Below are 14,457 nucleotides of genomic sequence, written 5' to 3'. Positions count from 1 at the left end.
CCACCGTGATCTATCGGCACTTTAACGCGCCCTCGCGCGGCTTCAGCCAGTTCTCGCACGACATCATTCGGCATCCCCGCCTCAACTCCGATGCCGTTCGACTTCTGACCTGGCAGCTCTCCCTCCCCCGAGGCGCGCACGAGACGCTCTCCCGTACCGCCGAACGTGCCCGGATCGGGGCATGCGCCTTCGGGCGGGCCAAGCGACAGCTCAAAGAAGAGGGGTTCCTGCACGAGCGGCGGGTACAGGGCGCCGGGGGTCACTGGTCCACCCAACAGCTCGTCTCCAGCGCGCCGTTGACGGCCGATCAGGCCGCCAAGCTCCTCGCGCGGGAGCCCGTGGTGTCTTCGCAGGTCGCACCGGGTCATCGGAAACCGGCCGTCGGCCGGCCGACGGCCCCGTCGACCGACGGTCATCCAGAGAAAGACCGTGAGGAGAACACCTCCAACCTTCCCGCCGAGGACTCCCCTCGGCTCGATGAAGCTCGCGCGCTCGTCGGCGCGCTGCCGGTCCTCTCCCCCGCCCTCCGGCACGTCCCGCCCGGAATGCGCGACGAGCTCGCCCGCCTCGCCGCCCGCTGGCTCGACGCCGGGCACACCTCCACCGACGTCCACGAACACATCCTGCGCGGTCTCCCCGGAGCCGGGACGCCCGTCCAGCGGCCCGGTGGCCTCGTCCGGTACCTGCTGCGTGACGTACCGCCCCGGGAGCTGCCGTCCCCGCGCGCACCCGGCGAGTCGATCTCCCCACGACTCCGGGGAACCCGCGAGTGCTCCGGCCACCACACGCAGACGACGCTCTTCCGGCCCGTCGCGGACGAGACGCACTGCGCCACCTGCGTACCGCCCGCCCCATAGGGCCATTTACGCTCCTACCCTGGGCCGGGGCCGTTGAGCAGGGGAAATCAGCGATGAGCATGTACTTCGAGAGCGGCGGCGAGACGCTGTGGAACCCGTCGAACGGCGCCGGCCGCCTCTTCATGCGGCAGGTCGAGGTCTTCGAGGCGGAGCTCAACCTGCCCTCGGGAATCGGCCAGGGCAGGTACCGGTTCGACCCGGACACGCTGGAGGTCGATCCGACCACGTACGCGGAGTTCACCCGCGGACTGGTCGCCTGGCACTGCCGGACGGGGCACTCCGTGATCCTCGCGCTCTCCGAGGGGTTCGTGGCGACGGTGGTCGTGCTCGCGCGGCGCGTCGGGATCGGCGTGGACCTTCCCGAGCCGGGGTCCGGTGACGGTTGGGGCGGCGTCCAGTACGACGTGCAGGTTCCCGGCAGCCCCCGCTCCACGTCAGCCGCGGTCGTCACCGCGCTGGACGCACGGGCACGGGAGATGGACCGCTGGATGGCCCGCTGAGCCGGAGGCCGCCGCACCACCCAGCAGCGAAGGCCCGTCGCAGTCGCGACGGGCCTTGCTGGGGGGCGTGGGCTGCGGGTCGAGGGCTGCGGGAGGGTCAGAGGCTGCGGGCGGCGATGTCGCCGTACGCGGTGGTGGCCTTGATGGCCAGGCCCGGAGTGCCGTCGTTCCGGAGGGAGTTGCTCACCCGGCCGTAGGCGGTGCCGGCGTCCAGGGAGGCGGAGACACCGGCGGCGGCGCCCACCGAGATGTCGCCCTTCTGGGCGCTCAGCGTGACCGTGCCGCCCAGCGCCTCGGCGATGCGGATGTCGCCCCTCGCGGTGCTGATCTCGGCGGAACCGGCGAGGCGGCCGACCTCGACGTCCCCGTCGGTCGCGGTGAGGCGGACGCTCGCGGCCTCGTCGATCTTGATCTGGCCGTACGCGCCGTCGAAGGTGATGTCGCCGAGCCGTCCGACACCGCGGAGTTCGGTGGCGGCCGCCTCGGCCTCCACGCGGGAGCCGGTGGGCAGCTGGATCGTCACCTCGATCGATCCGGTGGTGCCGAGGATCCCGTTCTTCGCCTTCGGGACCTCGATCCGCAGGATGCCGTCGGCGTAGGCGACCTCGGTCCGCTCGGCCGTCTTCACGTCGCGGCTCTTGGAGGGGTCGGCGGGCAGGATCTCGACGACGGTGTCGGCCCGGTCGGCGGCGATGAGCCGGACGCGTCCCGCGGGGACGGCGAGGACGGCGGCGATCGGGGCGGTGGTGTCGAACTTCTGCATGGTGCTGCTCCTTCGTCCGTAGCGGGCGCTTGTTCGCCGCGCTGTTTCCGATAAAGGAAAAGCTACGTTGCGTTCGCAGTTCCGGCAAGCACTGCGTTGCGCAAAAGTCCTTTCATTGCAGGTCAGTTGCGGAATTTCATTGCAATGATCCTGAAGCTAACGCAACATCACCTCTCCATTGCGTTGCAATGGAATGAGAGCGAACGCTATGCTCACGGCACCACGGACACGAAGGAGACCGCGATGCCGGGAGGCAGACTCACCCAGCCCGAACGTCAGCAGATCGCGCTGGGACTGGCCGACGGCCTCGCGTACGCGGAGATCGCCCGGCGCCTCGACCGCCCGACCTCGACCGTCACCCGCGAGGTCATGCGCAACGGCGGCCCCGCCGGCTACCGCGCCGACCTCGCCCACCGCGCCTCCGAGCACCGCGCCCACCGCCGCAAGCCGGCCGCCCCCCGAGGAACGGCGGCCGCCCCGCAGGCCCATGGGCGGGACGCCGAGGCGGTGCGCGCGTACGAGGAGACCTTCACCACCGTGATGATGGCGTCGGGCATGCCCAAGATGATGGCCCGTGTCATGGCCAGTCTCACCCTCGCCGACGCGGGCAGCCTCACCGCGGCCGAACTCGCCGACCACCTCCAGGTCAGCCCGGCGTCCATCTCCAAGGCGGTCGCGTTCCTCGACAGCCAGGACCTCATCCGCCGGGAGCGCGACGACCGCCGCCGCGAGCGCTACAGCGTCGACGACGACGTCTGGTACCAGTCGATGATGGCCTCGGCCCGCTCCACCGCGCAGATCGTCGAGACCGCGCGACAGGGCGTCTCCGTCCTCGGCTCCGGCACCCCCGCCGGGAACCGTCTGGAGAACGTCGCCCGATTCCTCGACTTCGTCGCCGAGAGCATCGCCCGGGCCGCCGAACAGGCCCGGGCCGTCCTCCACACGAACCCCCCCACCACGGGGGACTCCCCTACAGCCCCAGGCGGTAGCGGATCTTCTTGACCAGCTCCGTCAGGTCCGGCTGCCGGAGCAGGCTGTAGTGGTCCGCGTCGAGCTCCAAGACCGTCGGAGGGCGCGTGGACCAGCCCGTGGCGTTCTCCAGGAACGAGTAGTCGTCCCCCTCGGCCTTGAAGAGCGTCACCGGGCAGCTCACCCGCCGCTCCGTCAACTCCCGGAAGCTGTACGTGAACTCGAAGGTCTCCTCGACGATCGCCACGATCCGGGAGATCAGCTCCGGGTCCAGGGCGGGGAACCTCTCCGCCACGTACGCGACGAAGCTCCGCCGGTCGCCGGCCCGCACGGCCGGGTCGATCGCGCCCGCGAAGACCGAGTACAGGATCGTCACGAACGCCGGGTTGTCGTACGTCGCCCCGCCCGTCTTTGAGGAGCGGACCTTCGGGGAGCCCGGCGCGATCAGGAACAGGTGCTCCACCTGCTCCCCCGCCGTCTCCAGGAGGTGCGCCGACTCGAAGGCGACGCGGGCGCCGAAGGAGTAACCCCACAGGGTGTACGGGCCGGTGGGCTGGCGGCGGCGGATCGCGGCCACGTCGGCGGCGGCCATCTCACGGATCGTGGCGTACGGCTCCTCACCCCGGTTGATCCCGTGCGCCTGCACCCCGTAGAAGGGCCGGTCGATGCCGGTCTCCTGGGCCAGGTGCCGCAGGTTCATCGTGTAGCCGCCGAGGCCCGGCCAGCAGTACACGGGCGACTGCGCACCCGCCGCGTGGAGCCGTACGAGACGCGAGGCGGGGGTCGCGGCCGCGCCGTCCATCCGGTGGGCGAGCTTCTCGATCGTCGGGCGCTCGAAGAGGACCTGGAGGGGGAGCCCCGCGCCGAACTCCCGGTTGACGCGCGTGACCAGGGCGACCGCGATCAGTGAGTTGCCGCCGGACTCGAAGAAGTCGTCCAGGACGGAGACCGCACCGACCTCCTCGTACTTCAGGGCAGCCGCCCAGATCTCCGCGAGCCTGCTCTCCGTACGCGTACGGGGCGGGACGTGCGGGCGGCCGTGCAGACCCGCGTTGACCACGGCGAGGTCGGCGAGGGCCTTCGTGTCCACCTTGCCGTTCGCCGACAGGGGCAGCCGGTCCAGGACCACGACCCGGTTCGGGATCATGTAGTCCGGCAGGTGGTGCGCGAGGTCGTCGCGGATCATCTCCGCCGGGCCCTTCATGTGGACCGTGTCCTCGTACATCCCCTCGCTCAGCCGCTGCTCCTCGCTGACCCGGCCGCCGACGAAGAAGTACGAGGGGCCGGTCGGCCGCCCCGCCGCCGCCAGGATCTCGTCCACGCGGCGGGCCGCCGGCAGGGGGTGGCCGGACTTGGAGCTGTAGCCGGACGACATGAAACCGAGTCCGTGACAGCCCAGTTGGAGGCGCTGGAGGGCCCGGCCGAGGTCGACGTACGCGCGCTCCGGCTCCGCCGTCCGGCTCACCACGGTGACGCCGAGCGCCGCCCGCTCGTACACCGCCTGGTTGATGGCGACGACGTGCTTCTTCTCGACGAGGGAGGCGGAGACCGGCGTCAGGGCGCCGTCCGCGTAGGCGTACTGGGCCGGTGGGAGATCCCGTACCCCGCCCTCGTGCGCCTGGACGTAGACGTCCACCTCCGGGTCCGTCCTCGTCCCCGCGTCGTACGGGACGACCTCCCACGCCCCGCCCGCGCACGGCCTGACGTCCAGGCCGTACCCCGGCAGGACCTCCTCGAAGAGGCCCACCATGTGGCCCGTCTCGATCTCCAGGACCTCCTGGATGTTGTTCCGGTACACCGGCTCGATCGCGGACCGCTTCCCCCGGAAGCGGAAGCGGAGCCGTGGTTCGCCCACCGCCGGGAGCGCCTCTGTCAGATACAGGCGGTGGCGGACCGGGTGGTAGTAGTACGTGCCCGGTTCCAGGCCCGCGACGCCGCGCGCCTCGACGTACAGCTGCGTCGCGTACAGCGCGCCCGGTGAGGCGTAGCCGTACTTCGGGAGGAGCCGCTCCTCGCTCGTGAACTGGCCAAACCATCGCAGCAGTTCACCCAGGTCGGCCGTGGTGAGGCTGCCCACCGGCCTCGAGCCGACGCCCTCGGGACGGCGGGCCAGGGCCGCGAGGACGTCGGCGCGGGTGACCTCGCCGCCCTCGTAGAAGCGGTACGTCTTGCGGGCGAAGACCGTACGGCGCATCCGGCCGGTCGGCGTCGCCCCCGGCAGCTGGACCACCGGGCAGCCCGCGAGCTCGGCGTCCTCGCGGGTGCCGGCGTTGGAGAGCTGGGCCTTGACCTGGAGCTTCGACTCCTTCGACTGATGGTGGGCGCCGTGGTCGCCCTGGTCCATCAGGGCCGCCTCCTTCGGCGACAGCTCCACGCAGGCGACGAGGTTCTGGAAGCCGGTGCGGGGTTCGTCCTTGACGATGACCGCCGCGTTCTTGACCCAGTCGTGGTTCTCGACGGCGAGCGCGATCTCGTCCAGTTCGACGCGGAAACCGCGCAGCTTGATCTGGTTGTCCGCCCGGCCCGCGAACTGGACCGTGCCGTCCTCGTTCCAGTGGGCCAGATCGCCCGTGCGGTAGAGGCGTTCGCCGGTGTCGGTGGTGAGGAACTTCTCGGCGGTGAGCTCGGGACGGTCCAGGTACCCCCGCGCCACCTGGATCCCGCCGATGCACAGCTCGCCGTCGCGTATGTGGAAGGTCGTGCCGTGGGCCGGTCTGCCGATCGGTATCGCGGCCGGGCCGTCGGCGAGCGTGGACCGGTCGACGGTGTGCGAGGACGCGTTGATGGTGCACTCGGTGGGGCCGTAGAGGTTGATCAGCTCGGCGGCCGGAAGCTCGGCGAGGAGCTGCGCGGCGAGGTTGCGGGAGAGGATCTCGCCGCCCGAGTACACCCGCTGGAGGCTGGTGCAGGTGCCCAGGCGCTCGGTGTCGACGAGGGCCTGGAGCAGCGTCGGCACGCCCTGGAGCATGGTCGCCCCGTGCGCGCGGACCGTGTCGATCAGGACCTCGGGGTCGCGGTGGACCCCGGGCGGGCCGACGGCGACCCGGGCGCCGACCGCGGGCGCGAGGATCTCCCACTGCGCGGCGTCGAAACTCATGGGGGTCTTCTGGAGGACGACGGCGTCCGGGCCGAGGCGGTGCTCCGCCGCCATCCACCGCATCTGGGACACGATCGAGCGGTGCTCGACCATGACGCCCTTCGGTCTGCCGGTGGAGCCGGAGGTGTAGATGACGTAGGCGAGGTGGTGGGCGGCGGGGGCCGGGGGTCGGGCCGCCGCCTTCCTCGTTACGTCCCCGAGGGCGACGACCGCCGTCCCGGGCGGGGCGAGTTCGGCGACGCGGTCCCGGAAACGGTCCTGGGTGAGGACGATGCCGGCCCCGCTGTCCTCGATCATGTACCGGACGCGCTCCTCGGGGTACTCCGGGGAGAGCGGGACGTAGGCGCCGCCGGACAGGACGACGCCCCAGACGCCGGTCATCAGGTCGAGCGACGGCTCGACGTACACGCCGACGCGGGTCTCGGGGCGGACGCCTCGGGCATGGAGGTGGGCGGCGGTCGCCGCCGCCGCGTCGTACAACTCCCGGTAGGTGAGCGTCTCCTTGCCGAAGACCACGGCGGGAGTGTCGGGGCGTGTGGCTACGTGTGCGTGGAGCAGCCGGTCGAGCGTGGTCATGCGGGTCCCTTCGGTCGAGGGGCACCCGGCCGAGCCGCGACCCCCGTTGTGGCCGCGCGCCCGCCGGGCGGCGCGGGCGGCCGTTGCGGTGGGCGGCGCCCCGGCCCACGCCGTTGCGGGCAGCCGTTCCGGTGGGCGGTGCCCCCGCCCGTTGTGGACGCCCGTCCCCGCCCCGGCCGTTCCGGTGAGCGTTGCGGGCGGCCGTTCCGGTGGGCGGTGCCCCCGGGGGGCACCGCCCAGTACGGCGCGGGGCGCGGGCCCGCACGGGCGCGGCACCATCCGGCGCGGGCGCGGCCGCCGCCCCCCGCAGGCGCGCCCGGGCGCCGGTCAGCGGTAGATGAGGAGTTCGCGTTCCGTCGCGCCCGTCAGTTCGTAGCGCGTCCTCACCAGCGGGCGGCCCGAGTAGATGCGGATCAGCGTCGCCGCGTCCCCCCGGAAGCGCGCCGCCGGCCGGCCCTCGATCTCGTTGCCGAGGGCCACCGCGCGGCCGTCGCGGTCCGCGAGGACACCGACGAGCCTCGGGGTGTCCCGGCGGCGGCTGGTGACCGAGAGCAGGGGGAGCGCCAGGTCGAGCGCCGCGCCGCAGTACGCGCCGGGTTCGCCGAAGGCCTCCCGTACGTCTCCGGCGTGGACCCACTCGCCCAGCGCGACCGCGTCGAGCCTGCCGTCCTCCCGGCCCGCGATGACCGGGCCCGCCTCCGTCAGGCCGCGTTCCAGCTCGTCGAGGATCCGGCCGATGGGCCAGTCCTCCCGCTCGGCCACGTCGCAGGCGTTGGCCTCCGGCAGGAAGACGCCTTCCTCCAGGCGGTCCTCGACGATCCGTACGAGCGCCGCCCCGCAGTGGGCGAGGACCTGCCGCGCGGTCCAGCCGGGGCAGGCGGTGCGGAGCTCGTACGCCTCCTCCGGTGTGCGCCGCAGGAGCGGCATCAGCAGGTCCCGTTCGGTGCGGAGGAGCCGGTCGGGGAGCCAGGGGTCGCGGGTGTCGTCGGTACACATTCCGGGCTCAGTAGCGGTAGTGGTCCGGCTTGTACGGGCCCTCCACCGGGACCCCGATGTACGACGCCTGCTCCGGGCGGAGGGTCGTCAGGCGGACGCCCAGCGCGTCGAGGTGGAGGCGGGCGACCTTCTCGTCCAGGTGCTTGGGGAGGGTGTGGACGCCCACGGGGTACTCGGACGCCTTCGTGAAGAGCTCGATCTGCGCGAGCGTCTGGTCCGCGAACGAGTTCGACATCACGAAGGACGGGTGACCCGTCGCGTTGCCGAGGTTCAGGAGCCGGCCCTCGGAGAGGACGATGACGACCTTGCCGTCGGGGAACGTCCAGGTGTGGACCTGCGGCTTGACCTCGTCCTTCACGATGCCGGGGATCCGCGCGAGACCGGCCATGTCGATCTCGTTGTCGAAGTGGCCGATGTTGCCGACGATCGCCTGGTGCTTCATGCGGGCGATGTCGGACGCCATGATGATGTCCTTGTTGCCCGTGGTCGTGATGAAGATGTCGGCCGTCTCGACGACGTCCTCCAGGGTGGCCACCTGGTAGCCGTCCATCGCCGCCTGGAGCGCGCAGATCGGGTCGATCTCGGTGACGATGACGCGGGCGCCCTGGCCGCGCAGCGACTCCGCCGAGCCCTTGCCGACGTCGCCGTAGCCGCAGACGACGGCCGTCTTGCCGCCGATGAGGACGTCCGTCGCCCGGTTGATGCCGTCGATGAGGGAGTGCCGGCAGCCGTACTTGTTGTCGAACTTCGACTTCGTCACGGCGTCGTTCACGTTGATCGCGGGGAAGAGCAGCTCCCCCTCGCGGTGCATCTCGTACAGACGGTGGACGCCCGTGGTGGTCTCCTCCGTCACGCCGCGGATGCCCGCGGCGATCGTCGACCAGTCCAGGGCGGTGGTCTCCAGGAGGGTGCGGACGACCGCCATCTCCTCGTTGGACGCCTCCGGCAGAGCCCCCGTCTTCTGGTACTCCACACCCTTGTGGACGAGGAGGGTGGCGTCACCGCCGTCGTCGAGGATCATGTTGGGGCCGTCGGCGTCCGGCCAGGTCAGGGCCTGTTCCGTGCACCACCAGTACTCCTCCAGGGTCTCGCCCTTCCAGGCGAAGACCGGGATCCCGGCGGCGGCGACCGCGGCGGCCGCGTGGTCCTGCGTCGAGTAGATGTTGCAGGACACCCAGCGGACCTCGGCGCCGAGCGCGACCAGGGTCTCGATGAGGACGGCGGTCTGCACGGTCATGTGCAGGGAGCCGGTGATCCGGGCCCCCGCCAGCGGCCGGGTGGCCGCGTACTCGCGGCGGATCGCCATCAGGCCCGGCATCTCGTGCTCGGCAAGCGTGATCTCCTTGCGGCCGAACTCCGCCAGTGAGATGTCCGCGACCTTGTAGTCGGTGAACTCAGACATGGGCTGCAACTCTCCTTGCACTCAGGATGGTTCGGTGGATTTCCAGGGCCGCCGTCGACTTGTTGAGCGTGATGTAGTGCAGGCCCGGCGCACCCTCGTCGAGCAGCCGCAGGCCCATCGCGGTGGCGTGCTCGACCCCGATCCGGTAGGCGGCCGCCGGGTCGCCCTTCGCCGCCTCCAGGCGGTGCGCCAGGTCCTCGGGGAAGGCGGCGTCGCTGAGCTCGGCGAAGCGCCGGATCTGGCGCACGTCGGTGGCGGGCATGATCTCCGGGATGATCGGGATGTCGCAGCCGGCGGCGGCGACCCGGTCCCGCAGCCGCAGGTAGTCCTCGGGGTCGAAGAACATCTGCGTGATGGCGTAGTCCGCGCCCGCCCGGCACTTGGCGACGAAGTGCGCGAGATCGGCGGACGGGTCGACGGATCGCGGGTGGCCCTCCGGGAAGGCCGCCACACCGATCCGGAAGTCGCCCAGCGAGCGCACCAGCTCGACGAGCTCCCGCGCGTACGTGAAGCCCTGCGGGTGCCGGGTCCACGGGCCGCGCGGGTCGCCCGGCGGGTCGCCGCGCAGGACGAGCACGTCCCGGACGCCGGCGTCCGCGTAGGCGCCGATGATGGCGCGCAGCTCGGCGACCGAGTGCCCGACGGCCGTGAGGTGGGCGACGGGCCGCAGGGTGGTTCCGGAGACGATCCGTTTCGTGACGTCGACGGTCCGGTCCCGGGACGAGCCGCCCGCCCCGTACGTCACGGAGACGAAGTCCGGCTTGAGGGCCTCCACGCGCCGGATCGCGTCCCAGAGGGTCTGCTCGCCCCTGTCGGTCTTCGGCGGGAAGAACTCGAAGGAGTACGTGGGGCTCACCTGCGGCCTCCCGCGTTGAAGTAGCTCGCCTCCGGGTGGTGGACGATGATCGCGTCCGTCGACTGCTCGGGGTGCAGCTGGTACTCCTCCGACAGCTCGACCCCGATCCGCTCCGGCCGGAGCAGCGCGGCGATCTTCGCCCGGTCCTCCAGGTCGGGGCAGGCGGGGTAGCCGAGGGAGTAGCGGCAGCCCTGGTACTCCGTACGGAACATGCCGGCCATCGACTCCGGGTCCTCCCCGCCGATGCCCCACTCCGCGCGCACCCGGGCGTGCCAGTACTCGGCGAGGGTCTCGGCCAACTGGACGGAGAGGCCGTGGAGTTCGAGGTAGTCGCGGTAGGCGTCGGCGGCGAAGAGCCGGGCCGTCTCCTCCCCGATCCGCGATCCGACGGTGACGACCTGGAGGGCGACCGCGTCCACCTCGCCGGATTCCTCGGCGCGGTGGAAGTCGGCCAGGCAGAGGCGGCGGCCCCGCTGCTGGCGGGGGAAGGAGAAGCGGGTCCGCTCGCCTCCGTCGTCGTCCAGGACGATCAGGTCGTCGCCCTTGGACACACAGGGGAACCAGCCGTAGACGACGGCTGCTTCGAGGAGGTCGCCGCGCTCCAGACGGTCGAGCAGGGCCCGCAGGCGCGGCCTGCCCTCCGTCTCGATGGTGCCGGCGTCCTTCAGGCCCCACTGGCCCTTGAAGAGGGCGGTCTCGTCGAGCCAGGGGGCGTACTCCGCGAGCGGGATGCCGGTGACGACCTTCGTCCCGAGGAAGGGGGGCTCGGGTACGGGGTTGTCGGCGGCGACGTCGGAACGGCCGGCCGGCTCCGGCTCCCGTATCTCCACGACCGGCTGCCGCCGCGGCACGCGGCGCTGCTTGAGCGGGGGCAGTACGGCTCCGGGGACGCCGCGCTTGATGCCCATGAGCGCGTCCATGAGGCGCAGGCCCTCGAAGGCGTCGCGGGCGTAGCGGACCTCGCCCTGGTAGATCTCGTGGAGGTCCTGTTCGACGTAGGCCCTGGTCAGGGCGGCTCCGCCGAGGATCACGGGGTACTTGGCGGCCAGTCCCCGGCCGTTCAGTTCCTCCAGGTTCTCCTTCATGATGACCGTCGACTTCACGAGGAGGCCGGACATGCCGATGACGTCGGCGTCGTGCTCCTCGGCTGCTTCCAGGATCGCGGAGACCGGCTGCTTGATGCCGATGTTGACGACGGTGTAGCCGTTGTTGGAGAGGATGATGTCGACGAGGTTCTTGCCGATGTCGTGGACGTCGCCGCGGACAGTGGCGAGCACGATCGTGCCCTTGCCCTCCGTGTCGGCCGACTTCTCCATGTGCGGCTCCAGATAGGCCACCGCCGTCTTCATGACCTCGGCGGACTGGAGCACGAACGGCAGCTGCATCTGGCCGGAGCCGAACAGTTCGCCGACCGTCTTCATGCCGTCGAGAAGGACGTCGTTGACGATCTCCAGGGCCGGGCGTACGGAGAGGGCGGCGTCGAGATCGGCCTCCAGGCCGTTCTTCTCGCCGTCGACGATCCGCCGCTTGAGGCGCTCGTCGAGCGGCAGGGCGAGCAGTTCCTCGGTCTTTCCGGCCTTGAGGGACTTCGCCGTCGCGCCCTCGAAGAGCTCCAGGAGCCGCTGCAGCGGGTCGTAGCCCTCACGGCGCCGGTCGTGGATCAGGTCGAGGGCGACCTCGACCTGCTCCGGTTCCAGGCGGGCGATGGGCAGGATCTTCGACGCGTGGACGATCGCCGAGTCCAGACCCGCCTTCACGCACTCGTCGAGGAAGACCGAGTTGAGGACGATCCGGGCGGCCGGATTGAGCCCGAAGGAGATGTTGGAGAGGCCCAGCGTGGTCTGGACGTCCGGGTGGCGGCGCTTCAGCTCGCGGATCGCCTCGATGGTGGCGATGCCGTCCTTGCGCGACTCCTCCTGGCCCGTGCAGATCGTGAAGGTCAGGGTGTCGATGAGGATGTCCGACTCCCTGATCCCCCAGTTCTCCGTGAGGTCGCCGATGAGCCGCTCGGCGATCGCGAGCTTCGCCTCGACCGTCCTGGCCTGGCCCTCCTCGTCGATCGTCAGTGCCATCAGCGCCGCTCCGTGCTCCTTCGCGAGGGCCGTGACCTTCGCGAACCGCGACTCGGGTCCGTCGCCGTCCTCGTAGTTGACCGAGTTGACGACGGCCCGGCCACCGAGCTTCTCCAGGCCGGCCCGCAGGACGTCGACCTCGGTGGAGTCGAGCACGATCGGCAGGGTGGAGGCGGTCGCGAAGCGGCCCGCGAGCTCCGCCATGTCCGCGGCGCCGTCGCGGCCCACGTAGTCCACGCACAGGTCGAGCATGTGCGCGCCCTCGCGGATCTGGTCGCGGGCCATCTCGACGCAGTCGTCCCAGCGGCCTTCGAGCATGGCCTCGCGGAACTTCTTCGAACCGTTGGCGTTGGTCCGCTCGCCGATCGCCAGGTACGAGGTGTCCTGCCGGAACGGCACATGGCTGTACAGGGAGGACGCGCCCGGCTCCGCGACCGGCTGCCGGTCGGGCACGGCCGCGCCCCGGACCCGCTCCACGATCCGTCGCAGGTGCTCCGGGGTCGTCCCGCAGCAGCCGCCGACCAGCGCCGGCCCGTACTCGCGCACGAACTGCATCTGGGCGTCGGCCAGTTCAGCCGGTGACAGCGGGTAATGGGCGCCGTCGGAGGTCAGTACCGGCAGGCCGGCGTTCGGCATGACCGAGATCGGGATGCGGGCGTGCCGGGAGAGGTGCCGCAGGTGCTCGGCCATCTCCACGGGGCCCGTGGCGCAGTTCAGGCCGATCATGTCGATGCCGAGCGGCTCCAGGGCCGTCAGCGCGGCCCCGATCTCCGAGCCGAGCAGCATCGTGCCGGTCGTCTCCACCGTGACCTGCACGATCACGGGCAGGTCCACGCCGACCCAGTCCAGGGCGCGGCGGGCGCCGATGACGGCCGCCTTCGTCTGGAGCAGGTCCTGCGAGGTCTCGATGAGCAGGGCGTCGGCGCCGCCCCGGATCAGGCCCTCGGCGTTCTGCTGGAAGGCGTCCCGGAGGGGCTCGTACGTGACGTGGCCGAGGGTCGGCAGTTTCGTACCGGGCCCCATGGAGCCGAGGACCCAGCGGGGGCGGCCGTCGGCGGCGGTGTGCGCGTCGGCGGAGGCGCGGGCGATCCGGGCGCCGGCCTCGGACAGCTCGTACACCTGGTGCTCGATGCCGTACTCGGCGAGCGCGGCCAGGTTCGCCCCGAAGGTGTTCGTCTCGACGCAGTCCACACCCACCGAGAAGTAGGCGTCGTGGACGGAGGCGACGATGTCGGGGCGCGTGAGGTTGAGGATCTCGTTGCAGCCTTCGAGACCGGTGAAGTCGTCCATCGACGGGTCGGCGGCCTGGAGCATCGTGCCCATCGCCCCGTCGGCGACGACGACCCGCGTCGCGAACTCCTCGCGCAGCGAGCGCCGTGCGCCGGTCACGACAGCCCCCGCAGATGGGTGACGAGCGTCGCCGTGCAGCCCACGCCGTACGTCGTCCTGATCCGGTCCAGGAGGGATTCCCGGTGCAGCCGGTACTCCTGCGTCCCCACGTAGTCGAGGACGGTCGCCGCGACCGCGCAGCCCAGCTGCGCCGCGCACCGCTCCGGCACGCCCCACAGCCACCCGGCGAGGAACCCGGACCGGAAGGCGTCCCCGACGCCGGTCGGGTCGACGACGGCGGGGACCTCCACCGCCGGCACGGAGAGGGGCTCCCGGCCCTCGCCGCGGATGCGGACGCCGGCCTCGCCGTGGGTGGTGACCCAGGTGCCGACGCGGCGCAGCACCTCCTCCTCCGGCCAGCCGGACTTCTCCAGCAGGAGAGCCGTCTCGTACTCGTTGGTGAACAGGAACCGCGCCCCGTCCACCAGCTCCCGCACCTGCCCGCCGTCGAGCCGCGCCAGCTGCTGCGAGGGGTCGGCGGCGAAGGGGATCCCCAGCTCACGGCAGGCGCGGGTGTGCCGGAGCATGGCCTCGGGGTCGTCCGGGGAGACCAGGACCAGTTCCAGGCGGCCGGTGCGCGCGACCACCTCGCGGAGGTCGATCTCGCGCGCCTCGGCCATCGCCCCCGCGTAGAAGGTGGCGATCTGGTTCTGCGCCCGGTCGGTGGTACAGACGAAGCGGGCGGTGTGGAGCGACGCGCTGACGCGCACCGAGTCGGTGTCCACACCGTGGTCCTTGAGCCAGACCCGGTACGGCTCGAAGTCGGCGCCGACCGCGCCGACGAGGGCGGGCCGCAGGCCGAGGACACCGAGTCCGAAGGCGATGTTCGCTGCCACTCCGCCGCGCCTGACCTCCAGGTTGTCGGCGAGGAACGACAGGGAGACCCGGTCCAGCCGGTCGGCGAGCAACTGCTCGCTGAACCGGCCGGGGAAGGTCATCAGATGGTCGGTCGCGATGGATCCCGTGACAGCGATACGCAT

Annotated in this window: 10 protein-coding genes; 3 read left to right on the top strand and 7 right to left on the bottom strand. The window is 71.5% G+C overall.

Translation table 11 applies throughout. The features are described from left to right. Window positions 1–5: 5 nt before the first annotated feature. Window positions 6–857: a hypothetical protein gene (locus ACZ51I_RS22425; RefSeq protein ID WP_468878623.1), complete on the top strand. Its 852-nt coding sequence runs from the start codon at window positions 6–8 to the stop codon at window positions 855–857. Between the two features lie 53 nt (window positions 858–910). Further along, on the top strand, window positions 911–1,357 hold the full coding sequence (locus ACZ51I_RS22420) for a DUF6086 family protein (protein ID WP_468878620.1): 447 nt from the start codon (window positions 911–913) through the stop codon (window positions 1,355–1,357). 97 nt (window positions 1,358–1,454) lie between these two features. Here ACZ51I_RS22420 and ACZ51I_RS22415 read toward each other — a convergent pair whose 3' ends face one another. Beyond that, window positions 1,455–2,120 carry a DUF4097 family beta strand repeat-containing protein gene (locus tag ACZ51I_RS22415; protein WP_468878617.1) on the bottom strand — a complete coding sequence of 222 codons (666 nt, stop codon included), beginning with the start codon at window positions 2,118–2,120 and terminating at the stop codon, window positions 1,455–1,457. A 243-nt stretch (window positions 2,121–2,363) separates the two neighbouring features. Here ACZ51I_RS22415 and ACZ51I_RS22410 point away from each other — a divergent pair, with 243 nt between their 5' ends. Then, window positions 2,364–3,122, top strand: a complete 759-nt coding sequence (locus ACZ51I_RS22410) for a GbsR/MarR family transcriptional regulator (RefSeq protein ID WP_468878614.1) — start codon at window positions 2,364–2,366, stop codon at window positions 3,120–3,122. Here the strand turns inward: ACZ51I_RS22410 and ACZ51I_RS22405 are convergent. The 6 genes from ACZ51I_RS22405 to ACZ51I_RS22380 all read right to left on the bottom strand — a co-directional run bounded on the left by ACZ51I_RS22405 (window position 3,091) and on the right by ACZ51I_RS22380 (window position 14,457). Continuing rightward, a complete protein-coding gene (locus tag ACZ51I_RS22405; RefSeq protein ID WP_468878612.1) occupies window positions 3,091–6,762 on the bottom strand; it encodes a non-ribosomal peptide synthetase family protein in 3,672 nt (1,223 codons plus the stop codon). The genes ACZ51I_RS22410 and ACZ51I_RS22405 overlap by 32 nt on opposite strands. 327 nt (window positions 6,763–7,089) lie before the next feature. Then, a complete protein-coding gene (locus ACZ51I_RS22400) occupies window positions 7,090–7,758 on the bottom strand; it encodes a maleylpyruvate isomerase family mycothiol-dependent enzyme (protein ID WP_468878609.1) in 669 nt (222 codons plus the stop codon). A 7-nt stretch (window positions 7,759–7,765) separates the two neighbouring features. Beyond that, entirely contained in the window at window positions 7,766–9,160 is a 1,395-nt protein-coding gene (ahcY, locus tag ACZ51I_RS22395) for an adenosylhomocysteinase (RefSeq protein ID WP_468878606.1), read from the bottom strand. Continuing rightward, the gene (gene metF / locus ACZ51I_RS22390; RefSeq protein WP_468878603.1) at window positions 9,153–10,016 is read right to left on the bottom strand and encodes a methylenetetrahydrofolate reductase [NAD(P)H]; all 864 of its coding nucleotides are present in this window, start codon (window positions 10,014–10,016) and stop codon (window positions 9,153–9,155) included. Before metF ends, ahcY begins: the two co-directional genes overlap by 8 nt. After that, window positions 10,013–13,477: a methionine synthase gene (gene metH / locus ACZ51I_RS22385; RefSeq protein ID WP_468878601.1), complete on the bottom strand. Its 3,465-nt coding sequence runs from the start codon at window positions 13,475–13,477 to the stop codon at window positions 10,013–10,015. Before metH ends, metF begins: the two co-directional genes overlap by 4 nt. Further along, window positions 13,474–14,457, bottom strand: coding sequence for a carbohydrate kinase family protein (locus ACZ51I_RS22380; protein ID WP_468878599.1), 984 nt, complete (start codon window positions 14,455–14,457; stop codon window positions 13,474–13,476). The genes metH and ACZ51I_RS22380 overlap by 4 nt, the downstream gene beginning before the upstream one ends.

It is taken from the genome of Streptomyces sp. NPDC034084 (assembly GCF_055575535.1).
Note: the sequence above shows the minus strand (reverse complement) of the source record. Positions and strands in the feature narration are given on the sequence as shown.